Origin of the sequence: Bacillus marasmi (genome assembly GCF_902168435.1) — a bacterium.
Lineage (GTDB): Bacteria > Bacillota > Bacilli > Bacillales > Cytobacillaceae > Bacillus_BU > Bacillus_BU marasmi.
The window spans coordinates 29,114-54,434 of the sequence record NZ_LR656175.1 but is presented as its reverse complement, the minus strand read 5'-3'; the positions used below and the strand labels follow the sequence as shown (position 1 = coordinate 54,434).

Genomic DNA, 25,321 nt, shown 5'->3' with positions numbered 1-25,321 from the left:
AAATAAGACAAGCCTTAAAGGTGTTGAGCTGTGAATCATACCTTTACCAGGGTTTTTTTGAATCGATCATTCTTCACTTTAGGCTTAGAAGGGAGCTAATAATGGAAAAGCTTAAGATTGCAGGCGGATATCCTTTGAAAGGAACCGTTCGAATTAGTGGTGCCAAAAACAGTGCGGTTGCCTTGATTCCAGCAACAATTTTGGCAGAATCTCCTGTTACAATTGAAGGATTACCAGATATTTCAGATGTTCAAATCTTAAAAGGGCTTTTAGAAGAAATTGGCGGCACAGTTGATATTTCGAACAATGAAATGACCGTAGACCCGACCTCAATGATTTCCATGCCCTTGCCAAATGGGAAAGTGAAAAAGCTGAGAGCCTCTTATTATTTAATGGGAGCGTTACTTGGTCGATTCAAAAAAGCAGTAATTGGATTGCCTGGAGGATGTCATCTTGGGCCGCGTCCAATCGATCAGCATATTAAAGGCTTTGAAGCTCTAGGTGCAAAAATAACCAATGAGCAAGGGGCTATTTATTTGCGTGCTGACGAACTGCGTGGCGCTCGGATTTATCTTGATGTAGTCAGTGTTGGAGCAACAATTAATATCATGCTTGCCGCAGTGCGTGCAAAAGGCCGTACAATTATTGAAAATGCTGCAAAAGAACCAGAAATCATCGATGTAGCTACTCTATTAACTAGCATGGGAGCGAACATTAAAGGTGCTGGAACTGATGTGATTCGGATTGATGGTGTTGACCACTTACATGGCTGCCGTCACACGATTATTCCTGACCGAATTGAAGCCGGTACTTATATGATTTTAGGTGCGGCAGTAGGACAAGGCCTATTAATTGATAATGTGATACCGGAGCATCTAGAATCATTAATTGCAAAGCTTAGAGAAATGGGTGTAAAAATCGAAGAAAGCGATGAACAAGTATTTATCAACCCGGCTGAAAAATTAAAAGCTGTTGATATTAAAACCTTAGTTTATCCAGGTTTTCCAACCGATTTGCAGCAGCCATTTACCTCGCTGTTAACTAGAGCAGAAGGCTCTGCAGTTGTAACTGATACTATTTATGGTGCTCGATTCAAACATATTGATGAACTCCGTCGCATGAATGCCAACATTAAAGTCGAAGGCAGATCTGCGATTATTAACGGTGCAGTCCAGCTTAATGGAGCAAAAGTGAAAGCAAGTGATCTTCGTGCTGGAGCGGCGCTAGTGATTGCTGGATTAATGGCCGAGGGAATTACCGAGGTAACTGGACTTGAGCACATTGACCGCGGCTACAGTCATATTGTTGAAAAATTACAAGGACTGGGCGCAACCGTATGGCGTGAAGAAATGACAAAAGAAGAAAAAGAACAACTAAAAAACACATAATGTTATATGTACAAAAGTGATTCTAAGTCGTAGACTTAAAATAATAGTGATTTTACAAAGAGATAGACTTCTTAGAGAGAACACCAAAGCAATTGGGAGGCGGGAAACCGATGGAGAGAAGTTTAACAATGGAGTTAGTCCGTGTAACAGAAGCAGCTGCACTTGCTTCAGCTAGGTGGATGGGTCGCGGAAAAAAAGAAGAAGCAGATGATGCTGCAACTACTGCAATGAGAAATGAGTTTAACTCCATTCCGATGCAAGGAACGGTAGTAATTGGTGAAGGTGAAATGGATGAAGCACCAATGCTATATATTGGGGAAAAGCTGGGCACAGGTCATGGACCTGGTGTAGACGTAGCTGTTGATCCATTAGAAGGAACCAATATCGTTGCTGCAGGCAGCTGGAATGCACTGGCTGTTATCGCCATTGCAGATGAAGGCAACCTACTTCATGCTCCAGATATGTATATGGATAAAATTGCAGTTGGACCTGAAGCGGTTGGTAAAGTTGATATCAATGCATCCGTTACAGAAAACCTTAAAGCTGTAGCCAAAGCTAAAAACAAAGATGTTTGCGATGTAGTAGCGACTGTGCTTAATCGTGAACGTCATCAACATATCATAGATGAAATTCGTGCAGCAGGCGCTAGAATTAAATTGATCAATGACGGAGACGTTGCGGCAGCAATCAACACTGCTTTCGAAAATACTGGCGTTGATATTTTATTCGGAATTGGTGGCGCACCAGAAGGCGTAATCGCTGCTGTTGCTCTAAAATGCCTAGGCGGCGAGCTACAAGGTAAGTTAATTCCTTCTAACGATGAGGAAATCGAACGTTGCCACAAAATGGGAATCGAAGTAAACAAAGTCCTCAAAATGGAAGACCTTGTGAAAGGCGATGACTGTATTTTTGCAGCGACTGGTGTAACTGACGGTGAGCTACTAAAAGGAGTCCAATTTAAAGGCTCTCATGGTACTACGCAATCAGTTGTAATGCGTGCAAAAACTGGTACTGTTCGTTTTATTGACGGACGCCATTATTTAACTAGAAAACCAAATTTAGTACTTTAATTTAGTATTATTTTTCAAATTGAATAATCGGCTGGCTCGAACCCAAGAATAGCTTGTTTATATCAATATTTGGTAGTTATCTGACAGGGAACACTAGATATAGTATAGTTTCGGCAATGCTTATTAGGTTTGAGCCAGCCTTCTTTCTTATTAACCGCATTTTTATCCTGCCATTAAGCTCCTTTCAAAAAAATGTTGTTGATTATTATTTACAAATATGGGTAAAATATTAATTGTTTTTTCCTTTTATTTTAGCTATCTGCAAATCAATTATTTACTCTTCCTATACTTCAAGATCCTTCGAAAATATATCAAAACACTTCCATCCATATCATTTGAAAAATTAACATTTTTTACCATTCATACATATGGGGGAACATATGAAACTGTAAAGTGTGGTGTAATCATGGAACTGACTATTGCCAGTTTAGAGAATATGAAGCTTAAGGAACTGTACGAGCATGCTCGCAGTTTGAAGGTCTCATATTACAGTAAATTAACGAAAAAAGAACTTATTTTTGCCATTTTAAAAGCACGAGCTGAACAACAAGGCTATTTCTTCATGGAAGGCGTTCTTGAAATTATTCAGTCAGAGGGCTTTGGCTTCCTGCGACCAATCAATTATTCGCCAAGCTCTGAGGATATTTATATTTCTGCCTCGCAAATTCGTCGTTTTGATTTAAGAAACGGTGATAAAGTTTCCGGAAAGGTTCGACCTCCGAAGGAAAACGAAAGATACTTTGGTTTACTCCACGTGGAAGCCGTAAATGGCGATGACCCTGAAACAGCTAAAGAACGGGTCCATTTCCCAGCTTTAACGCCATTATATCCAGACCGTTTAATGAAGCTTGAAACTACTCCAAGACATCTCTCAACAAGAATAATGGATATTCTTGCACCGGTAGGCTTTGGACAGCGTGGCTTAATCGTAGCTCCGCCTAAAGCCGGTAAAACCATGCTTCTTAAAGAAATTGCAAATAGCGTAACCACTAATCATCCTGATGCTGAGCTGATCGTGCTCTTAATTGATGAACGACCAGAAGAGGTGACTGACATCGAGCGTTCTGTTGCTGGTGATGTAGTCAGCTCAACCTTTGATGAGGTTCCAGAAAATCATATTAAAGTGGCCGAGCTCGTGCTTGAACGGGCGATGCGCCTTGTTGAGCATAAGCGCGATGTTGTCATTTTGATGGATAGTATTACTCGTTTAGCGCGGGCATACAACCTGGTTATTCCGCCAAGTGGTCGTACACTTTCAGGGGGGATTGACCCAGCAGCATTCCATCGTCCGAAGCGTTTCTTCGGGGCAGCTCGTAACATTGAAGAGGGCGGTAGCTTAACGATATTGGCAACTGCACTCGTTGACACTGGCTCCCGTATGGACGATGTCATTTACGAAGAATTTAAAGGAACAGGAAATATGGAATTACATCTTGATCGTAGCTTAGCAGAACGCAGAATTTTCCCTGCACTCGATATTCGTCGTTCTGGTACGCGGAAGGAAGAGTTGTTGCTTCCGAAGGATCAGCTTGATAAACTATGGGCGATTCGCAAATCGATGACAGATTCACCAGACTTTGCTGAGAAATTCCTGAAAAAGCTTCGCCAAACAAAAACAAACGAAGAATTCTTCGCCATGCTCGGCGAAGAAATGAAAGCAAAACGCGGCTAATCATTAGGGGGACAGTCCCCCGCTGCTGTGCTGCGGTGAAGTGCTGGGGGACTGTCCCCCACTGCTTTACTGCGATAAAGTTGGTAATTGTTTACAACGGATGATTCTGTTGTTTTTGCCATAATTCCTTTGTTGCAAATCACAGGTCACCTTGTTATAATAATTTCAGTGTGTTTTAGAAGTTTACGGAGTTAGGCCTCGATCTAACCTGTAATAGATAACTCTGTTTCGAAAGATTCAGGGCGGAAGGAGATGAAAAGAATGAAAGCAGGAATTCATCCAAACTACAAAAAAGTAATGGTGAAATGTGCTTGTGGTAACGAGTTCGAAACTGGTTCAGTTAAGCCTGAGCTTAAAGTTGAAACTTGTTCTGAATGCCACCCATTCTATACAGGTCGTCAAAAATTCGCTGAAGCTGGCGGACGTGTTGACCGTTTCAACAAAAAATACGGCATTAAGTAATATCCAGAAATACTCAAAATGCATAAAAGCAGGCAAAGTGTATCATACCCCTTGCCTGTTTTTTGTTTTTTAAAAAGGCATTTTTGCAATAATTAGATTTGTTTTCTTGTTATTGTTAAGCTCTCTATCGCCATAAAAAATTAAAATTACTCATAAAGTTCTGATGAGTTCAAAACACAGCAAAAAACGATGTGAAATGAACTCATGAAGGTCCCATAAGTTCAGAACACATTAAAAAACGATGTGAAATGAACTCATGAGGGTCTCATGAGTTCAAAACGCAGCAAAAAACGATGTGAAATGAACTCATGAAGGTCTCATGAGTTCAAAACACATTAAAAAACGATGTGAAATGAACTCATGAGGATCCCATGAGTTCAAAACACAGCCAAAAACGATGTGAAATGAACTCATGAAGGTCTCAAGAGTTCAAAACGCAGCAAAAAACGATGTGAAATGAACTCATGAAGGTCTCATGAGTTCAAAACGCAGCAAAAAGCCATGTGCAATGAACTCATGGAGGTCTCATGAGTTCAAAACACAGTAAAAAACGATGTGAAATGAACTCATGAAGGTCTCATGAGTTCAAAACACATTAAAAAACGATGAGAAATGAACTCATGAAGGTCTCATGAGTTCAAAACACAGCCAAAAACCATGTGCAATGAACTCATGAAGGTCTCATGAGTTCAAAACACAGCCAAAAACGATATGAAATGAACTCAAGAAGGTCTCATGAATTCAAAACACAGTAAAAAACGATGTGAAATGAACTCAAGAAGGTCTCATGAGTTCAAAACACATTAAAAAACGATGAGAAATGAACTCATGAAGGTCTCATGAGTTCAAAACACAGCAAAAAATGATGTGAAATGAACTCATGAGGGTCCCATGAGTTCAAAACACATTAGAAAACGATGTGAAATGAACTCATGAGGGTCCCATGAGTTCAAAACACATTAGAAAACGACTTGAAATGAACTCATGAGGGTCCCATGAGTTCAAAACGCAGCAAAAAACGATGTGAAATGAACTCATGAAGGTCCCATGAGTTCAAAACACAAAAAAAAAACCATGTGAAATGAACTCATGAGGGTCCCATGAGTTCAAAACGCAGCAAAAAACGATGTGAAATGAACTCATGAAGGTCTCATGAGTCCAAAACACAGCAAAAAATGATGTGAAATGAACTCAAGTAAGTCTCATAAGTTCATACAATACAGCAAAAAATCATATTTTTTAACCGATATATTAATGGGCGTGGAAGGAGAGGCCGTTCATGTACGTAATGAAGCAAAGCGGCTGGGTTGAAGTCATTTGTGGAAGCATGTTTTCAGGTAAATCTGAAGAACTGATTCGCCGTGTGAAAAGAACCCAATTTGCCAAACAAAAAGTCGTAGTATTCAAGCCAAAAATCGATAATCGCTACAGCAAAGAAGCAGTTGTATCACACGATGGCTCTTCCTTTGTTGCCTTGCCGATTGCAAATTCGAGTGAAATTTTCCAATACGTTGACGAGGATGTCGATGTGGTTGCGATAGACGAAGTACAATTTTTCGATCAAGATATTGTCGCGGTCATCCAACAGCTTGCCGATAGCGGTTATCGCGTCATTACAGCTGGTCTCGACCAGGACTTTCGCGGTGAACCCTTCGGAAAAATGCCAGCCCTAATGGCCATTGCCGAGCAGGTAACAAAGCTACAGGCAGTCTGTGCCGTATGCGGTTCGCCTGCAAGCCGCACGCAGCGCCTAATCAATGGTAAGCCGGCCTCTTACCACGATCCCGTCATCTTAGTCGGTGCATCGGAAGCCTACGAGCCAAGATGCCGTCACCATCACGAAGTTCCAAAAGAAAACGAACCACAAGCACTTGTAAACAACGCAGATACAGTTGTTTCTGAAAAATAAAGATTATATACGACCTGTCCATTGTCATTGGGCAGGTTTTTTATTTCCACTCACAACCGCAAAACGTCCCTAGTATTCATTAAATCCTGAAAAAATACAAATTTTACCTACAAATCCATTCTGCTGAAACGGACATACTATCTTCAGGAGGTATGTATAATATGAAAAAACTCATCTTACTTAGCTTGTTTTTGAGCGCCTTTTTAGCAGGATGTGCAATGAATGATGAGCGTCGTGTAAACACTGCTGGAGATCAAAATGAGGAAGTGCAAATAATCGATACAAGAACAGACCCTAATCAAGGCCCGCGCGCCGCACCGGGAAGGACAATGAGCGATCAAAACCCTAATTTAATCAATAATGATGGTATGCGAAATTCTCGTGCTAAGGAAATTGAAAAGGCTAATGAGGTCATAAAGCAATCGGGTAATTTGCGTCCTGGTCAGGTTTGGTTCGATGGGAACGGCTTATGGGCAAATGTGTATACAAACGGCCAGCTAACGGAAGCGGAGGTGAGAGATGCTAGAGCAAAGCTTCATTCGCGCCTCAGTGAAGCTCTCCCACGCTACCAAATTGAAGTTCGTGTTATGGAAGATTAATTTGCTATTTTTCAGAGTAAAAAAGGCCCCCAATCACAAAGAATTGGGGGCATACTCTATCATTACATTACCAAAAATATGGAACTAAACTAATCTATCAAGGCATCAGCCAGTCAGATGGAATTCGTGAACACACCGGGCATTTGCCCTCATCCTCACTAACGCTAAATGCCAAATACGATTTTTTGCAGCGCGTGCAAGTACGTTCTTCCACTTCAATAGCACTTTCCGTCTTGGCACTAACCTTCTCGGCCACCACCACTGCATCCTCGTTACACACATCGATGCAAAGCTGACAATTTGTGCACTTCTGATGATTAATGAAAAGCGAACTAGCACCACCATCAGCAGCATCAACGCTCAAATTAAATACGTCCTGCTTACATAACTTAACACAGCTCTGACATAGTGTGCATTTTTCTAAATCTAATTGAACCTCAAAAAACTGAACATCTCGATAATGAAAAGGAAGTGACCAAGCATTAGGATTTTGACGCCATTCAGCAGGAGCCATCTCCTTCGCAACATCCTTGCCTTTTTTTCGAGCTGACGTAAATAAGTCCCGTCGCGACATGGCTGGAGGTGCTAATTCCTCAGCACGACAGAAGTAGAAAGGCTCGAGCCCGAGTTTTACCAACCATTGATTCGCTTCTTCAATATGATCGACCCATTGTGAATCATCTAAAGTACCACCAGGAACGGCAATCCCCTTCACACCGCATTTGCGAAAAACCAATAACTCTTTTACGGTTGGGCAGTAATGTGGCTCATAGTAAAGGAGTCCGTTTTTGACAGTGCGGCTCGGCACATTTCCCTTCACCGCACTAACGGGACACGAGGTGATGCACTCACCACATGAATCGCATTTATTAACATCAATTTCGATTTTACCATTTACCAAGGTCAAAGCCTCGACATCGCAATGCTCCAAACAGGTAGTGCAGGTGGATTTTGGACTCACCAGCCGAGAACAACGATCCGTAATAGTTAAATCTATTGATAGACTCTCAAGCCATTTAAATATAAGCGACATGGTCACACCTGCCTATTACATATTTTTACAAAATTCCTACGCAATAACCACAAGCCGCCTCCGCTTTTCTACAGCTTTGCATCACGGTGCGGGTTAATGACGAGATTTGGATTCGTCGTTTTCGCGCTTGGCATTCCTTTGATTTGCGCTACCTTGCCGTATTTCTTACGAAGTTCGTCAATTGGGCCAAATTCAATTGCCCCCATTGGACAGGACGCGACGCAAACAGGATTTTCATCTTTCTCGAGCAAATCAATGCAAAGATTACATTTATTTGCCTTTTTAATTTCTTCATTAAATTGAGGTGCGCCATATGGACAGGCGGAAATACAATATTTCGAACCGATACACACATCTTGCTTAATGATGACAACACCGTCTTCAGCGCGTTTTTCAATTGCGCCAGTCGGGCAGTTCTTCACACAGGCTGGATTATCGCAGTGATTACAGGCGATAGAAAACGTATAAGCTGCGATATGAGGCGTAATCCCAGCACCAGTTTGGTCATAATTGCCTTCCTCATAAGAATAGACGCGGCGGAAATTCATTCCGACCTTTAGATCATTTTTATCCTTACAAGACACCGTACAGGCTTTACAGCCGATGCAAATCGCTTGATTTATATAAAAACCTAATTGTGGCATACCTTTTCACTCCTTTTAAAAATAAGGAAATTTTATTGTTTGAAATGAAGTTTTAACTGTGTAAATACGGGTCAGAGGCGAAAACCTCAACCACCCCTGATCCGCCTAGAATTCACAAAAATATCAATCTAGTAAAATGCCGATTTAAGCTCGTTCCACTTCAACGAGATTCGTCAGCTGTGGATTTGCTTTTGCCAAAGGCGTTGGACGCTGTGAAGTCAGCACATTGGCTGCTCCGCGTTGGTCAATTCCTTTTTTATTTGGTGAGTACCAGCCGCCTTGCGGAATAGCGACAACACCAGGAACGATTCGCACCGTTACCTTTACGTCCATTTCGAGCTCGCCGCGGCCGTTGAACACTTTAACGCGATCGCCGTCCTTGATCGAGCGTTTCTTCGCATCAACCGGGTTTATCCACATTTCCTGCTTAGCTGCTTCTTCCAACCACTCGTTGTTGTCGTGAGTTGAATGACAACGACGCTTGTAGTGCCAGCTAATTAATTGAAGCGGGTATTTTTCAATTAACGGATCCTCTGGACCCTCCCAAGACGTAATATACTTAGCAACAGCCGGGATTTCCTCAGGATTTTTCATATCATACAAGGCTTTTGAGAACAGCTCGATTTTTCCAGACGGAGTTTCGAACTTGTTATTTGCCGGATCTTCAATTTGCGCCTTGAAACCAATATGTGGCTCATCATATTTATAATAGTGAACGCCGGTTTTCTTTAATTCCTCATAGGTTGGGAATTCAGGGTCGATCGTCGCGCGAGTTTGCTCTATGCTGTATTTCACCCAATCAAGCATGGAGCGACCTTCAGTGAACTGTTCCTTCACGCCCAATTTCTCTGCGACTTCCGCAAACACCTCATATTCATTGCGGCATTCATAGAGCGGCTCAATCGTTTTATTTCCTAGTATCACGTAGTCGCCATTTGCCCATGGTGTTCCGATGTCATCGCGCTCGAAGAAGGTTGTTCCCGGCAGCACGATATCCGCAAACTTCACACTCGGTGTCATAAAGATGTCGCTGGCCACAATAAATTCCACTTTACTCTCATCCTGGAGCAATTTAGTCGTTTTATTAATATCAGAATGCTGGTTCACAAGCATGTTTCCAGCCATATTAAAAATCATTTTGATGTTGGTTGGTAATTTATCGGCACCTTGTAGGCCATCTGCAGCGGTCATTTCTGTACCGCGCTCAACTGCATCGGTCCAAAGGAAGCATGGAATAGTTGCTTTAACCGGATTTGTGAAGCCAACTGGGAAAACAATGCTTTTACGAGAATAATAACCTGTTCCTGCTGCCCAACCGCCAAGCTTGCCGACATTCCCGGTAATACAGGCGAGCTGTGCCCCGGCGCGCATAACTTGTTCGCCATATGCTTGACGCTGTGGTCCCCAACCTTGAATTAATGCTGCCGGTTTTGTTGTTGCGTAAAGTCGTGCAATTTCACGAATTTTCTCAGCTGGAACCTGACAGATTTTTTCTGCCCATTCCGGCGTTTTCGGAGTGCCGTCCTTTTCACCAAGCAGGTAGCTCTTCACAGATTCATTTGCTGGAACGCCCGCAGGCATTGTTTTTTCATCAAAACCTACGCAGAACTGATCAAGGAATGCCTGGTCGTGTAAATTTTCAGTGACAATCGTATAGGCCATCGCATCCATTAGAGCTGTATCGGTTGTTGGTAAAATTGGAATCCATTCATCAGCATAGGTAATCGCTGTATCCGAATAACGAGGGTCAATCACGATGAATTTAGCCCCGTTTTGCTTTGCCTTCATTAAGAAATCGCGATATGGTGTAGAGAAAATAATCTCTGCAGGGTTTTGACCCCAAAGAATAATTAGCTTTGAGTGAAGCAGGCTATCATAGCTGCTTCCAGTATTATTTGTTCCATAAGTGAACGGTGTCGCTACATTACTACAGCCTGAGCTATAGTCGTTACGATAGTGTAGGAAACCGCCAGTCATGCTAAGCAGACGACGTGCCATATTACGCCCAGCTAAAATACCTTGATTACCAGAAGCGTAGTTAACATAACGGGATTCAGGTCCGTAGGTGTCACCGATACGCTTCATTTGCGAAGCAATCGTCTCAACGGCTTCCTCCCAAGAAATTCGCTCAAATTTTCCTTCACCGCGCTTGCCAACCCGTTTCATCGGATACTTCAAGCGGTCAGGATGGTACTGCATCGAGCGGTAACTGCGTCCACGCACACAAGCCTTCAAGGAAGGTGTTGATAGGTTCTCGCTCGGACCGTCTGTGCTAATACGAACGACAACTCCGTCCTTTACGTGTGCCTTAATTAAACAACGACCACCGCAGTTATTGACGCTACAGGTTGTCACAATCGTTTCCGGTGTGTCATCAATTTCAGGATTTTTCGCAGGATCACGGTCAACCAACAGCTTGACGCCAACGCCTCCGGCAACAATTGGTACAGCAGCAGCGCCTGTCCATTTTAGGAAGGTCCGACGCTTCATATTTGTAGAAATAATCGGCTTTTTCTCTTTCATCTATAATGCCTCCTTTATGTCTAACAAAGATTGGTAATCAGAAACTGTAAAATCTCTCAACAATAGGGCAGCCCCCTTATATAGCGGACTATCTGTATTGTTAATTATTTTTGTAGTGAACGCTGGAATCCATTGCTGCATATGCTGTTCATGAAACTCAATTTGTTCCTTCACAAGCTTTTTCAGCCTGTCGCTATCTAAATTTTGCAAACACAATTGATTTAAATGGAGGATAAACTCAAGCTCTATCGCGATATGGTCATCTGGTTCTTGGTTTTCTTTGACAAATTCTAGATTGTAACGGTGATAATGTTCACGGACCTGGAATGTCGTTTCTTCAAAAAGCAATCCCTCTTTACTACGATATACGGATTCCCATGGAGGGGTGAGGATGGTTTCTGGCCCAACGAAAAGCCGATAGTATTCGTCCTTAGCTTCCTGAAGCTCAGACTCTGAAGCATTCGAAAAAAACTGGTAAAGATATTTCCCAGCCTCATCTAAACTCTTCAATTCCTCTAGGCAGCTACTATTTTGAAGCTGATCAACACTTTCTTTCGTAACTGGTTCGAAAAATAAAACCTGAATAAATTGATAAAAATACTGTCTTACTCTAAAAATATCTACCAACGGTAATGCGATCGTTTGTTGCATAAGATCACTCCTGGTTGCGTTTATTTTATGACTGAACATGATGGAAAAGGTGATTTGTTATTATTGTGAAATATTTCACAATATATATAACTAAACTTCACCCTTTGTTGAGGGGAGACGTATTTTTCACATCAAACCCTTCGAAAATGAGATAGTAATAGTTTTTATCTATTAATTTGATTTTACAGTATCGTTATATTAGCGTAATTAACGCTAGACATTTTTCACATATAATTCAAAATGGTAAGACAAAATATGGACGAATTTAATTTTTTATACTTTATTAATATAATTTTAAGATTATGGTGCCTGTCACCACCCGAATTTTGTCGAATGGGTAGTTTTTCGGCTTTGATGGTATTTACAAATATTTATTTTTGACTGAAGTGATTGACTATACTATAATTAGAATGTTATGGGTAGAAAAGTGCCCCCTTTCAACAAGTTAATTCATGTAGCGTAAAAATACGCTTTTTTTTATAAAAAAAATCTAGAAGAGGTGAAGAACGTGTTTGATCGTCTTCAAGCCGTCGAGGACCGTTACGAAAAGCTGAATGAGCTTTTGAGCGATCCGGATGTCGTAAATGATCCAAAAAAACTGCGCGATTTTTCAAAAGAGCAGGCAGATATTTCAGATACCGTACAAACATATCGTCAATACAAGGATGTAAAGGAACAGCTTCAAGATGCCAAAGCGATGCTCGAGGAAAAACTTGATGCAGAAATGCGCGATATGGTAAAGGAAGAAGTATCTGAACTTGAATCGCAAAAAGAAGAGTTGGAAGCTCAAATGAAATTCTTGCTCATTCCAAAAGACCCTAATGATGACAAAAACGTTATCTTTGAAATCCGTGGCGCAGCGGGCGGGGAAGAAGCAGCGCTTTTCGCGAACTCACTTTACCGCATGTACAGCCGCTATGCTGAATCACAAGGCTGGAAAACAGAATTAATCGATGCCAACCCAACCGGTCTTGGCGGCTTCAAGGAAATCAGCTTCATGATCACTGGTAAAGGTGCATACTCTAAATTGAAATTTGAAAATGGTGCGCACCGCGTTCAGCGTGTTCCTGAAACAGAATCAGGCGGCCGAATTCATACATCAACCGCAACAGTTGCCTGCTTACCAGAAGCAGAGGATGTAGAAATCGAAATCCACGATAAAGACGTACGCGTTGACACTTACTGTTCAAGCGGCGCCGGCGGTCAGTCCGTTAACACGACTGCATCAGCCATCCGTGTTACGCACATCCCAACTGGTATCGTCGTAACGTGCCAGGATGAAAAATCTCAACACAAAAACAAGGACAAAGCAATGAAGGTATTGCGTGCCCGCGTTTACGATAAATTCTTGCAGGAAGCCCAAGCGGAATACGATGAAGTTCGTAAATCCGCCGTTGGTACAGGCGACCGTTCTGAGCGTATCCGTACCTACAACTATCCGCAAAACCGCGTAACCGACCACCGCATCGGCCTTACGCTACAAAAGCTCGATCAAATCATCGAGGGCAAGCTTGATGAAATCATCGATGCGTTAATTTTAGAAGACCAATCAAGCAGACTGGAAGCTGCATCTAATGACTAAAATTTTTGAAGCCCTCCACTGGGCTTCTTCTTTTTTAAAGGAAAACGGTCGCGAGGAAAAAGCGGCTGAACTCTTGCTGCGCCATTTTGCGGGAAAGTCGCGCGCAGAGCTGTTTGCGAGTTTTCAGGACAAGCTTTCGGAGGACGCTGAATCAGCGTTCCGTGCCGCGGTCGTCGAGCATGTCGGTGGTCGTCCAGTCCAGTACATCATCGGCTATGAGGATTTCTACGGCCGTCGTTATATCGTCAACGAAGAGGTGCTCATCCCCCGTCCGGAAACGGAAGAGCTAGTCTACGGAACTCTAGAACGGATTGACAAGCTTTTTGGAAAAAATAAAGCTGACATTTGGCTCGAACACGACAATGCGGAGGATTCAATTGAGGTGGTCGATATCGGAACCGGAAGCGGAGCAATTGCCGTATCATTAAAGCTCGAAAACCTTGACCTAGTGGTGACCGCTTCGGACTTGGCGGAGGCATCACTAGCTGTTGCCTGCGAAAATGCATCTCGCTTAGGTGCGTTGGTCGAGTTTGTCCACGGCGATCTGCTGCAGCCGTTCATCGAAATGGAGCGCAAGTTTGATGTCGTCATTTCCAACCCTCCGTATATCCCGGATGGTGATGAATCGTGGATGTCCGACATCGTCACCGAGCACGAACCGCACCGCGCCTTATTTGCCGGCGAGGACGGCCTAGACCTGTACCGCCGCTTTATGGAGGAATTACCTTTAGTATTGAAAAATAAAGCCTTAGTCGGCTTCGAAGTAGGAGCCGGGCAAAGCGAGGCGGTTGCTGGCATGCTCCGCGAAACCTTCCCAGACGCGGAAGTTGAAATCGTCTTTGATATAAACGGCAAGGACCGCATGGTGTTTGCAACACTACAATAATAAGAATATTTCAGCCGTGGCAGCTCAAAAGTCTGCTGCGGCTTTTATTAAGTTTTTGTCCTTGTAATGGGGTCTGATTTGTGACAAAACTATGGCAACGGCAAATAGAAGTGCGAAAACGGCGAATAGAAGTGCGAAATCGGCTAATAGAAATACGAAATCGGCGAATAGAAGGCCGAAACCAGCTAATAGAACGCCGAATTAGGCTAATAGAATTATCGGAACTTGCTGATAAAGTTGCGAAATCCACGGATAAATCCCAATTCCACGGATAAACCCTGAAAACCCACGGATAACCATTCCTTCTCCCTCTCAATTTCCCTACTAAAAAATTTTCATTTTACTAGTTTAAGATTCTTACCTCCTGTCCACAATGTGATTAGAGGGGACGGTGGCCGAGATGACAAAGAAAACAAAATTTAGAAGAACATTAATTACTTCATACCTACTATTATTATCATTCGCAACTATTTTTAGTTTATATATGCCGAAAAACGAAGCGACTGCACAAGAGGAAACAGTCATTCCAAACGAAGCAATCCGACTAAGAATTCTAGCAAACAGTGACTCCGATAAAGATCAGGATCTGAAGCGCAAAGTTCGAGACGCTGTAAACGCAGAAATTACCCAATGGGTTCAAGATTTAACCTCTTTAGAAGAAGCACGAAAAACAATCAAATCAGGACTTCCTGAGATTCAAAAAATAGCAGAACAAATTGTCGCGGAAGAAAACGAAACACAAACAGTGAAAGTAGATTTCGGAAAAGTGAACTTTCCAACTAAATTATATGGTCAGTTTTTATATCCAGCTGGTGAATATGAAGCAATCCTGATTACACTTGGTGAAGGCGAAGGCGCCAATTGGTGGTGCGTCCTTTTCCCGCCGCTATGCTTTCTTGATTTTTCAAATGGAGTAGCAGTTAGTGAAGGCTTTGAGGAAGAGCAAGGTGATAATAGCAAAAAGAATCCAGTGAGCAAGTCGAGCGAAACTGAAAAAAATGGTGGAAAAATTGCTCAAGCTGAATCAGTCGAACAGACTAACGAGGACGACGTTACAACCGCGCCTAAGCCAGAAAAAACAGAAACTACTCAAGCAACTACACAGGCCCAAACAGAAGCGTCGCCAATAACAGAGCAACCAAAAACTCAAGTAAAGCAACAAGAAGAGGAACCAATTGATGCAGAGGAAAACATTACTCCTGTATCGGAAAAATCAAAACAAGAAAAGCAATCTGAAAAGAAAGCAGCTAAAAAGTCGAAAAAACCAGTATACACGGCGCAAGACGAAGAAGAAGTGGAAGTAAAATTCTTCGTAGTAGAGTTGTGGACAAAATTCTTTTAAATCTGTTCTACTTTCCCTCTTTTTTCATATTGATAATAGTAGAATTCAAATGAAAAAAGAGGTGGATCATAAATGCAACCAAATATAAGATTTGCTAATGAACAGGATATTGAAAAAATAACAGCCTACTTAAAGCGCGCGAACCTCGCCACAGAAGGAATCGCTGAATCGATTGACTATTTTCTAATCATGGAGGATGCCCGCCAGGAAATTCTAGCAACGCTTGGAATTGAGCACAGCGGCGAGGTTGGGCTTCTTCGATCACTGGCAATGTCACCCAAGCTTACCGAAGCAGACATCCTTTTGCTGTTTAATAAAATGTTTATTTTAGCCCGAAAAAAATCACTATCCACATTGTATTTGGCGACAAATAAGCCTCAATCGGTTTCATTTTTCCAGCTGTTAGGCTTTAAATTGCTAGAATCGAAGGTCGTTCCGGAACCGTTAACAAAGTTAAAGCACGCCAAACACATTTTTACTGTGGATAACTCACTTTTTATGGAGTTAAATCTCTAAATTGTGGATATATCCACAAAGTTATCCACGGAATGCCACTTTTTATACACAATTTGTGGATAAAATCTTGTATTCCCACCTATCTTCTTTTATACTTTCAAAGGAAATATGGTCAAAATCTCGATAAATAGACCTATTTTTAAAGGTGGATGAAAATGAAAACGAATGTTTGGGCAGTGGATAAACTTGTGGATAAATTAGAAAGTTACCCACAAATTATTCAAGCTGCCGATTACTTAAAAAATAATGAAGTGATTGCCTTCCCAACCGAAACCGTCTACGGACTCGGTGGTAATGCCGAAAATAGCGACGCCGTTGCGAAAATCTTCGCTGCAAAAGGTCGTCCATCCGATAATCCATTAATTATTCACATCGCTGAAACGAGTCAGCTTAACGATTTTGTAACCGAGGTTCCAGCTAAAGCAGCCAGTTTAATGGAGCATTTTTGGCCAGGACCATTAACGATTATTTTTAAAAAGAAAGAAGGAAAGCTCTCCGAATTGGCGACGGCTGGTTTATCCACAGTTGCCGTGCGGATGCCGAACCATCCGGTGGCGTTGGGACTAATCAAAGCTTGCGGCCTACCAATCGCCGCGCCGAGCGCGAATACTTCTGGAAAACCAAGCCCGACATTAGCGCGCCACGTGTTTGAGGATCTGAATGGTAGGATTGCTGGGATTGTTGATGGCGGTCCGACCGGGGTCGGGGTTGAATCTACTGTAATTGACTGCACAGACGAGATTCCCGCCATCTTACGTCCGGGTGGAGTTACGAAGGAACAAATTGAAGCAGTGATTGGCGAAGTCTCCGTCGATCCAGCCTTGAAAAATAGCGAAGCAGCGCCGAAATCACCAGGCATGAAATATCGCCATTATGCGCCAGACGCACCTTTTTATTTAGTTGAAGGAAGCCATGCCTTTTTGCAAAAGCTCGTTGATGAGAAAAGGCGTGAAGGTCGAAAAGTCGGCGTGTTAACTACGGCCGAAGCAGCAGGCGATTATCAAGCTGATTTAGTGCTTGCGTGCGGTCGTCGCGGCGAGCTCGAAACAGTTGCGACTTCTTTATATGAAACATTGCGTGCCTTCAATGACTCTGAAGTAGAGGTGATTTTCAGCGAAACCTTCCCAGAAGTCGGCGTCGGCGTTGCCATCATGAACCGTCTTTCTAAAGCCGCGGGCAATCAAGTCATTTATGAAAAGAGTTAATTTTTAGGTGAGGTTTTACATGGAATAGGTTCATACGGACAATACAGCCGAGGAAAAGGTCAAAAGTGTCCCATAGAGTAGCTCTATGACCCAAAACATCCGCGAAAAAGGTCCAAAGTGTCCCATAGAGTAGCTCTATGACCCAAAACATCCGCGATAAAGAACCCAAGTGTCCCATAGAGTAGCTCTATGACCCAAAACATCCGCAAAAAAGAGCCAAAGTGTCTCATAGAGTAGCTCTATGGCCCAAAACAGCCGCGAAAAAGAGCCAGAGTGTCCCATAGAGTAGCTCTATGGCCCAAAACAGTCACGAAAAAGAGCCAAAGTGTCTCATAGCATAGCGAGATGCGTTACAATAAAACACACATGCCTAATAGCCCTCCCAAATTATCCCTTCTAAACCCGATTGGACGTGCATATGCTGAATTAGTAAGTCCAAGTGTCCAAGGGGGCGAAAGAGTTGGCCGCAATTATAGGGGAAATATTCACATTATGTGTGGTGGCATTTGCGCTAGGAATGGATGCCTTTTCCGTCGGTCTTGGTATGGGCATGATTAAACTCAGGCTCAAACAAATATTCAAAATCGGCATTTTGATAGGATTATTTCACGTCTGGATGCCGCTATTAGGTATCATTGCCGGAAGATTTCTATCAGATAAATTTGGCCAATTTGCCGGCTATGCTGGGGGAATACTGCTCTTGGCTCTAGGCCTGCAAATGATATGGTCCAGTCTAAAACCTGACGAAAGCCGCATGATCACTCCAGTCGGCTTCGGCTTAATACTGTTTGCGTTAAGCGTCAGTCTCGACAGCTTTTCCGTTGGCCTTACGCTTGGCATATACAAAGCCAAAATGGCCGCCGTGCTCATCAGCTTCGGACTTGCCGCCACAATCTTAACCTGGGCTGGACTTCTTGTTGGCCGCAAAGTCCAAGGTTGGCTTGGCACCTACAGCGAAGCACTTGGAGGCAGCATTCTCCTCGGCTTTGGCCTCAAGCTACTATTGCCAATATAAAAATCAACCAAAAATAGCAAACTCAAAACCTTAGCTCACAACTGAGGTTTTTTTATTTTTACAGAAAAATTGCCCCATACAGCTTCCCTTCTTAATATTATGTCATAGAGTAAATATTGCTTATAATAATGGTAAAGGCTGGAGGGATGAAAATGCGGATATTATTTATTTGTACAGGGAATACATGTCGAAGCCCGATGGCTGAGGCTATTTTAAAAAATAAAGCAATCCAAGGCATCGAAGTAAAATCGGCAGGGGTATTCGCCATCGACGGCAGCCCGGCTTCTGCCCATGCTCGGACCGTGCTTGGCGAAAACAATATACGAGAAGAGCACCGCTCCACGATGCTTTCTGACGAAGAAATCAATTGGGCAACCCATATATTTACAATGACCGAGGGCCATAAGGCGTCAGTTATCAGCTATTATCCACAAGCATCGGACAAGACGTTCACCCTCAAGGAATTTGCGACTGTCGAGTCAACAACCGGAGACATCAGCGACCCGTACGGCGGCACGCTCGAAGTCTATCGCCAAACCTTTGCGGAAATCGAAAATACAATCGGAAAAATCATCAAACGTTTGACTGAAGAAAAACAATAACTCATCGATAAAGATAAATTTGAAATCTCCCAACTTTCATGTCAAAATAAATGTGGAAAAAATATATGGTTTCAATTACAGGAGGCAATAATATGAAAGTAGCAATCGCATCTGATCATGGCGGACTTGTCCTACGTGAAGAAATAAAAAATTTAATGGATGAAATGGGTATTCAATATGAAGATTTCGGCTGTGAATGTGCATCCTCAGTTGACTATCCGGACTACGCACAACCAGTAGCAGAAAAGGTTGCAGCTGGCGAATTCGACCGCGGTATCCTTATTTGCGGAACTGGAATCGGCATGAGCATCGCCGCTAACAAGGTGAATGGCATCCGTGCGGCGCTTGTCCATGACGTATTCAGCGCAATCGCAACGCGCGAACACAACGACAGCAATATTTTAACAATGGGTGAGCGCGTAATCGGCGCAGGTCTTGCTCGTGAAATCGCCAAAGCATGGTTAACAACAGAATTCCAAGGTGGCCGCCATGCCAATCGTGTAAATAAAATTACGGCTATTGAAATAAATAAATAAACTGGCTAATCCGGCTCCGCCCCATAGTGGACAAGCAAGCCGGGCGCCATTGCCCAACAAATAGGGATTGCAACAAAATTCTGGAGTAATGGAAAGCAACTTTCCAGATATCTGGAATATGAATATGGGCGAAGAAAGGAGGAGGGCCACGTGTCAGTACAAACCTGGGAAACCGAATTAGACACAATCTTAAGTAGCTATTTTAATCAAGTTGAATTAAAGTCCGGCAATCTTATTGTGGTAGGCTGCAGTACGAGTGAAGTCATCGGACAGCGAATCGGAACTGCCGGCTCAACCGAAGTTGCGGAAATGATTTTTCGCATCTTGACGAAATATCAAGCGCAAATTGGTTATCAACTGGCTTTCCAATGCTGCGAGCACCTAAATCGAGCTCTAGTTGTCGAGCGAACAACTGCCACAGAACGTGGATTTGACGAGGTTTCCGTAATTCCGGTACACAGTGCCGGCGGCGCCATGGCCACCTACGCTTTCGAACATATGAAAGACCCAGTCATGGTGGAAACCATCCAGGCCGAAGCCGGAATCGACATCGGCGAAACGATGATCGGTATGCACCTCAAGCGTGTTGCCGTACCGATAAGAACCGAACAGCGAACCGTTGGCTCTGCCCGCGTCGTTCTAGCAAAAACCCGACCAAAACTCATTGGCGGCCCTCGCGCCGTTTACGAACGCACCATTGACAACACCACTTGTCACTAAACTGAATCGTAAACACAAAAGGTAAGTACACTAAGTTTAAAGTACTTACCTTTTTCTTTTGGAAAAATAAAGCAGCATGTTGCAGGCCGACTAGTTTTCCAAAAATATGCAAATAATTTCCACTATCACTACCTTAAAATCCGTATCATTCGGAAATTTTAAAATGTATCCGTTTACTTTTCGCCTAATCTCGCTTTCATTCTTTCTTTTTAGACAAAAACCGTGTAAAATGTAATAGAATTTTCAAATAATAGTTCGGAAATAGACATCGTTTAAATAAAGAAAGGGGATTAATATGAAGAATTTAGCTCGTCAAGACGAACAAGTATATCAAGCAATCCAAAAAGAATTAGGACGTCAACGTAACAACATCGAACTCATCGCTTCTGAAAACTTCGTAAGCGAAGCGGTAATGGAAGCTCAAGGCTCCGTACTAACAAACAAATACGCAGAAGGCTACCCTGGCAAACGCTACTATGGTGGCTGTGAATTCGTAGACGTTGCAGAAGATATCGCTCGTGACCGTGCAAAGCAAATCTTTGGCGCTGAGCATGTAAACGTGCAACCACACTCAGGTGCACAAGCTAACATGGCAGTTTACTATGCAATCCTAGAGCACGGCGACACTGTACTAGGGATGAACCTTTCAATGGGTGGACACTTAACTCATGGTAGCCCAGTTAACTTCAGTGGCCTACAATTTAACTTCATCGAGTATGGTGTAGACAAAGAAACTCACTACATCGATTACGAAGATGTTCGCGCTAAAGCTCTAGAGCACAAACCAAAATTAATCGTTGCTGGTGCATCAGCTTACCCACGCGTAATCGACTTCGCGAAATTCCGTGAAATCGCTGATGAAGTGGGCGCTTACCTTATGGTAGATATGGCTCACATCGCTGGTCTTGTAGCTGCAGGCTTACATCCAAGCCCAGTGCCATACGCTGAATTCGTAACAACAACAACTCACAAAACGCTTCGCGGACCACGTGGCGGTATGATTCTTTGCCGTGAAGAATTTGCGAAAGCGATTGATAAATCAATCTTCCCTGGCGTTCAAGGTGGCCCGTTAATGCATGTAATCTCTGCAAAAGCAGTAGCATTTGGTGAAGCTCTTCAAGACAGCTTCAAAGACTATGCGAAAAACATCATCGCAAACGCTGCTCGCTTAGCTAGCGGTCTTCAAAAAGAAGGCATCAACCTTGTATCTGGTGGAACTGATAACCATCTTCTACTAGTTGATCTACAATCACTTGATTTAACTGGTAAAGTGGCTGAGCACGTTCTTGACGAAATCGGCATCACAGTTAACAAAAACACAATTCCTTACGATCCAAAGAGCCCGTTCGTAACAAGCGGTATCCGTATCGGTACAGCTGCTGCAACATCTCGCGGCTTTGGCGAAGCGGAAATGGACGAAATCGCAAGCATCATCGCTCTTGCTCTTAAAAATCATGAAGATGAAGTAAAACTTCAAGAAGCTCGTGAGCGCGTTAGTGCATTAACTGCGAAATTCCCGCTTTATCCTGAATATTAATACACAATCGGGGTGGTCAACTGACCATCCTGTTTTTTATGATTTACCATGATTATTATTTTTCTAATAAAACTTTAGTACATCCCGAAATAATTGTTTTATTTTACATAAAGCCGGAAACCCTAAGCATATATTTCAATTACGTGATAAGTTTACGAAGATTGTTGCCTGTTCAATCATTTTTCTGTAAAATTAATCGAAGTGTGGTACACCATTATACATAGTACGACAAAATTTGATAAGCGAAGGGGCGATACTAATGGCAAAAGTATATGTTTTCGACCATCCACTCATCCAGCACAAACTTACATACATTCGTGACAAGGAAACAGGAACAAAGGAGTTCCGCGAGCTCGTTGATGAAGTTGGTACGTTAATGGCGTTTGAAATCACTCGTGATTTACCGCTCGAGGATATCGAAGTTGATACTCCAGTCAGCAAGACAAAATCAAAAGTATTATCAGGTAAAAAAATCGGCCTTGTGCCAATCTTGCGCGCAGGCATCGGAATGGTAGACGGGATCCTAAAATTAATCCCAGCGGCAAAGGTTGGTCATATCGGTCTATATCGCGACCCAGAAACATTAAAGCCGGTTGAATATTACATTAAGCTTCCTAGCGATGTCGAAGAGCGCGACTTCATCGTCGTTGACCCAATGCTCGCAACTGGCGGCTCAGCAATCGAAGCGATTCACGCTCTAAAGAAACGTGGCGCAAAGCACATCAAATTCATGTGCTTAATTGCAGCACCTGAAGGCGTGGATGCTCTAAAAGAAGCCCACCCAGACGTCGACATTTTCATCGCTGCCCTTGACGAAAAACTCAACGATCACGGCTACATCGTACCAGGTCTCGGCGACGCCGGCGACCGCCTATTCGGAACAAAATAATTATTATCCCAAGAGGCTAAACCAATTTCGGTGAGGCCTCTTTTTTATTTTTAGAAAAAGGATTTGTAATTTTTGGTGTGGGGTTGGTGGTTGGTTTGAGAAAGTTGTGCATAAAAGGGGAATATTGTTCATATCTAGCTATTTTTGTGCAAATGATGGTTTTCGTGTGCATATATTTATGGCACCTTTAAAAAGTTGTGCATATATTTCAAAAGTCGTGCATATATCGAAAAAGTTGCATCATATAATTTTTCAAATTGATCATATCCACAATTTCCTGTGCATATCGCTATTAACCTGTGCAAAAAATTTACGACATCTTTAATAAAATAGGTCAAAAAACGTTTTTGTTATTGAAAATCTTCTTTTTTTAAAAAAAATAGACTATTTTACTGCAAAAAATTAACGTTTCTCCTAAAAAAATCTCAAATAAACAAAGAAAACCTTCAAAAGTTCCTCAAAAATCCACCTCGCAAATAACTTTTATAACATGCTTAGAATATCCTGTTAAATTTTGAAAAAAATAAGCATAACAACACTGAGCGGGAGTGTCGAAAATGTTTAAAACCAGAACAGAGCAGGAATGGGTCGCAGATTACGTGAAGGGAAAGAAGCATCCACATCCCGTCGTTATTGGGACAAGGGGGACTTGGACCGGAAACGGGAAGCCGATGATCATACTAATTGGTTTTACACTTGAGGATGTGCTGACATTAGGAGATATTTACGGGGTCGCCCATCACCCTGTCAGAGAAATGCGAGAAAAAACCGTAACTTACTTCGCAATCAATATTATTAATAGGAAAAAAGTAAAAGAAATCATCGATGAATGGAAGGAAGCTAATTGAACTCCCTCTCCCTATAATTTCTCCGAATTTTTGAGGAAGGGGTATTCTTCTCTCCCTCGAATGATAAATCACCATGGCCTATTTTCCGTATTTCCGGAAACCGTCATTCCGTATTCATGGAAATTTCCGTATTTACAATAATTAACATCATGTTCATACCCTGTTCATTCTCAAATTGTAATATTTTTATAAACCCATATGGTGCATAGGTTTCAGCATTATTTTTCAAAAAAATTCTAGGATTTTTGCAGTATTTTTTCATTTTGGCACGGAACATGCATATTAAAACGATAAGCAGAATATAAATCACCTATAACCTTCTGGACAAGCAAGCAAAAAACAATCATGAGTGTTAGCGCTTTCATTGATACAACTAGGGCAACATTAGAGGGAAGGGTGTTCCTAACCAGAGAGAGATAAAATATTGAATAGGGGGAATTTGGTATGCGTGAAGTCGTAATTGTTAGTGCAGTCCGTACAGCGATTGGAAATTTTATGGGGTCATTAAGCAACACTCCGGTAACGGAGCTTGGTGCAATTGTTATAAAAGAAGCAGTAAATCGAGCTGGTATCACACCTGAGCAAGTAGATGAAGTAATTATGGGCAACGTTCTTCAAGCTGGTGTAGGTCAAGGGCCAGCGCGTCAAGCAGCGGTTAAAGCCGGAATTCCAATTGAAAAAACTTCGATGGCCATTAACAAGCTTTGTGGATCCGGACTAAAAGCAGTCCACCTTGCATCACAGGCGATTCAAACAGGCGATGCGGAAATTGTCGTTGCCGGTGGAATGGAAAATATGAGTCTAGCACCTTATCTTTTACCAAAAGGTCGGACAGGCTATCGCATGGGTGAAGGAAAAGTAATCGACACTATGATTGAAGATGGTCTTCAATGTGCATTCAATGAATATCACATGGGAATCACTGCTGAAAACATAGTAGAACAATACGGATTAACTCGCGAACAACAGGATGAATTTGCAGCATGGAGTCAGCAAAAGGCTGAACAAGCCATAAAAGACGGCAAGTTCAAAGATGAAATAGTCCCTGTTATGCTTCCTAACCGCAAAGGCGACCCAATCTGCTTTGACCAAGATGAATTTCCGCGTGCAGGCGTAACTGCTGCGGGGCTTGCGAAATTAAAGCCTGCCTTCAAAAAGGACGGGACAGTAACCGCAGCAAATGCCTCCGGAATCAATGATGGCGCCGCAGCTTTCGTGCTCATGAGCCGTGAAAAAGCAAACGAATTAGGCGTGAAGCCAATGGCGGTTCTTCGTGGAAATGGAACTGCTGGTGTCGACCCAAGCATTATGGGGATCGGACCAATCCCTGCTACGAAAAAGGCACTTGAAAAAGCTGGTCTTTCAATTGAAGATATCGGTCTAGTTGAAGCGAACGAAGCCTTCGCTGCGCAATCGCTAGCAGTTGGACAAGGCTTAGAAATTCCTAACGAAATCCTCAATGTAAATGGAGGGGCGATTGCCCTTGGTCATCCAATCGGTGCCAGTGGTGCGCGCGTTCTCGTCACACTGCTACATGAAATGAAGCGCCGCAACACCCGCTATGGCCTTGCGACTCTCTGTATCGGTGGCGGCATGGGAATTGCTAGTATAGTAGAATTGGAAAAATAAAGATTGATAGAGCGTGCGGCTCGGACAGATGCTAACATAAAAAATTCTCAGCAATTTCCAAGG

At 42.7% G+C, this 25,321-nt stretch carries 23 protein-coding genes; 19 read left to right on the top strand and 4 right to left on the bottom strand.

Going from position 1 to position 25,321, the window contains the following annotated elements:
* Positions 1-101 precede the first annotated feature (101 nt).
* The 6 genes from FXW34_RS15950 to FXW34_RS15925 all read left to right on the top strand — a co-directional run bounded on the left by FXW34_RS15950 (position 102) and on the right by FXW34_RS15925 (position 7,100).
* Positions 102-1,388, top strand: coding sequence for a UDP-N-acetylglucosamine 1-carboxyvinyltransferase (locus FXW34_RS15950; protein WP_147535004.1), 1,287 nt, complete (start codon positions 102-104; stop codon positions 1,386-1,388).
* A gap of 110 nt (positions 1,389-1,498) precedes the next feature.
* Entirely contained in the window at positions 1,499-2,458 is a 960-nt protein-coding gene (glpX, locus tag FXW34_RS15945; protein WP_147535003.1) for a class II fructose-bisphosphatase, read from the top strand.
* 406 nt (positions 2,459-2,864) lie between these two features.
* Entirely contained in the window at positions 2,865-4,130 is a 1,266-nt protein-coding gene (gene rho, locus FXW34_RS15940; protein WP_147535002.1) for a transcription termination factor Rho, read from the top strand.
* Positions 4,131-4,391: 261 nt separating this feature from the next.
* Positions 4,392-4,592 (top strand): 50S ribosomal protein L31, encoded by a 201-nt coding sequence (gene rpmE / locus FXW34_RS15935; RefSeq protein ID WP_147535145.1) that lies wholly within the window; start codon positions 4,392-4,394, stop codon positions 4,590-4,592.
* A gap of 1,279 nt (positions 4,593-5,871) precedes the next feature.
* On the top strand, positions 5,872-6,501 hold the full coding sequence (locus tag FXW34_RS15930; protein ID WP_147535001.1) for a thymidine kinase: 630 nt from the start codon (positions 5,872-5,874) through the stop codon (positions 6,499-6,501).
* 161 nt (positions 6,502-6,662) lie between these two features.
* The gene (locus tag FXW34_RS15925) at positions 6,663-7,100 is read left to right on the top strand and encodes a hypothetical protein (protein ID WP_147535000.1); all 438 of its coding nucleotides are present in this window, start codon (positions 6,663-6,665) and stop codon (positions 7,098-7,100) included.
* 97 nt (positions 7,101-7,197) lie between these two features.
* Here the strand turns inward: FXW34_RS15925 and FXW34_RS15920 are convergent, their stop codons facing one another.
* From FXW34_RS15920 to FXW34_RS15905, 4 genes are all read right to left on the bottom strand, one after another.
* Positions 7,198-8,133, bottom strand: a complete 936-nt coding sequence (locus tag FXW34_RS15920) for a 4Fe-4S binding protein (RefSeq protein ID WP_147534999.1) — start codon at positions 8,131-8,133, stop codon at positions 7,198-7,200.
* A gap of 68 nt (positions 8,134-8,201) precedes the next feature.
* Positions 8,202-8,777, bottom strand: coding sequence for a DMSO/selenate family reductase complex B subunit (locus FXW34_RS15915; protein WP_147534998.1), 576 nt, complete (start codon positions 8,775-8,777; stop codon positions 8,202-8,204).
* Between the two features lie 144 nt (positions 8,778-8,921).
* Positions 8,922-11,300 carry a DMSO/selenate family reductase complex A subunit gene (locus tag FXW34_RS15910; protein WP_246141109.1) on the bottom strand — a complete coding sequence of 793 codons (2,379 nt, stop codon included), beginning with the start codon at positions 11,298-11,300 and terminating at the stop codon, positions 8,922-8,924.
* A complete protein-coding gene (locus tag FXW34_RS15905) occupies positions 11,301-11,951 on the bottom strand; it encodes a TorD/DmsD family molecular chaperone (RefSeq protein ID WP_187118986.1) in 651 nt (216 codons plus the stop codon).
* Positions 11,952-12,459: 508 nt separating this feature from the next.
* Between FXW34_RS15905 and prfA the strand changes: the two genes are divergently transcribed.
* From prfA to FXW34_RS15835, 13 genes are all read left to right on the top strand, one after another.
* Positions 12,460-13,533 carry a peptide chain release factor 1 gene (gene prfA / locus FXW34_RS15900; protein ID WP_147534996.1) on the top strand — a complete coding sequence of 358 codons (1,074 nt, stop codon included), beginning with the start codon at positions 12,460-12,462 and terminating at the stop codon, positions 13,531-13,533.
* Positions 13,526-14,419: a peptide chain release factor N(5)-glutamine methyltransferase gene (prmC, locus tag FXW34_RS15895; protein WP_147534995.1), complete on the top strand. Its 894-nt coding sequence runs from the start codon at positions 13,526-13,528 to the stop codon at positions 14,417-14,419. The genes prfA and prmC overlap by 8 nt, the downstream gene beginning before the upstream one ends.
* Before the next feature lie 400 nt (positions 14,420-14,819).
* Positions 14,820-15,761 (top strand): stage II sporulation protein R, encoded by a 942-nt coding sequence (spoIIR, locus tag FXW34_RS15885; RefSeq protein ID WP_147534993.1) that lies wholly within the window; start codon positions 14,820-14,822, stop codon positions 15,759-15,761.
* 72 nt (positions 15,762-15,833) lie between these two features.
* Positions 15,834-16,277, top strand: a complete 444-nt coding sequence (locus FXW34_RS15880) for a GNAT family N-acetyltransferase (RefSeq protein ID WP_147534992.1) — start codon at positions 15,834-15,836, stop codon at positions 16,275-16,277.
* Positions 16,278-16,432: 155 nt separating this feature from the next.
* Positions 16,433-17,482 carry an L-threonylcarbamoyladenylate synthase gene (locus tag FXW34_RS15875; RefSeq protein ID WP_147534991.1) on the top strand — a complete coding sequence of 350 codons (1,050 nt, stop codon included), beginning with the start codon at positions 16,433-16,435 and terminating at the stop codon, positions 17,480-17,482.
* A gap of 460 nt (positions 17,483-17,942) precedes the next feature.
* Positions 17,943-18,497: a manganese efflux pump MntP gene (locus FXW34_RS15870; RefSeq protein ID WP_147534990.1), complete on the top strand. Its 555-nt coding sequence runs from the start codon at positions 17,943-17,945 to the stop codon at positions 18,495-18,497.
* Between the two features lie 146 nt (positions 18,498-18,643).
* On the top strand, positions 18,644-19,099 hold the full coding sequence (locus tag FXW34_RS15865) for a low molecular weight protein arginine phosphatase (RefSeq protein WP_147535141.1): 456 nt from the start codon (positions 18,644-18,646) through the stop codon (positions 19,097-19,099).
* A gap of 92 nt (positions 19,100-19,191) precedes the next feature.
* Entirely contained in the window at positions 19,192-19,635 is a 444-nt protein-coding gene (rpiB, locus tag FXW34_RS15860; RefSeq protein WP_147534989.1) for a ribose 5-phosphate isomerase B, read from the top strand.
* Positions 19,636-19,785: 150 nt separating this feature from the next.
* Positions 19,786-20,355, top strand: a complete 570-nt coding sequence (locus FXW34_RS15855; RefSeq protein WP_147534988.1) for a TIGR01440 family protein — start codon at positions 19,786-19,788, stop codon at positions 20,353-20,355.
* Between the two features lie 295 nt (positions 20,356-20,650).
* Positions 20,651-21,892, top strand: coding sequence for a serine hydroxymethyltransferase (gene glyA / locus FXW34_RS15850; protein WP_147534987.1), 1,242 nt, complete (start codon positions 20,651-20,653; stop codon positions 21,890-21,892).
* A 259-nt stretch (positions 21,893-22,151) separates the two neighbouring features.
* Positions 22,152-22,781, top strand: coding sequence for a uracil phosphoribosyltransferase (gene upp, locus FXW34_RS15845; RefSeq protein ID WP_147534986.1), 630 nt, complete (start codon positions 22,152-22,154; stop codon positions 22,779-22,781).
* Positions 22,782-23,338: 557 nt separating this feature from the next.
* Positions 23,339-23,629: a hypothetical protein gene (locus FXW34_RS15840; protein ID WP_147534985.1), complete on the top strand. Its 291-nt coding sequence runs from the start codon at positions 23,339-23,341 to the stop codon at positions 23,627-23,629.
* Positions 23,630-24,073: 444 nt separating this feature from the next.
* Positions 24,074-25,258 carry an acetyl-CoA C-acetyltransferase gene (locus tag FXW34_RS15835; protein WP_147534984.1) on the top strand — a complete coding sequence of 395 codons (1,185 nt, stop codon included), beginning with the start codon at positions 24,074-24,076 and terminating at the stop codon, positions 25,256-25,258.
* Positions 25,259-25,321 lie beyond the last annotated feature (63 nt).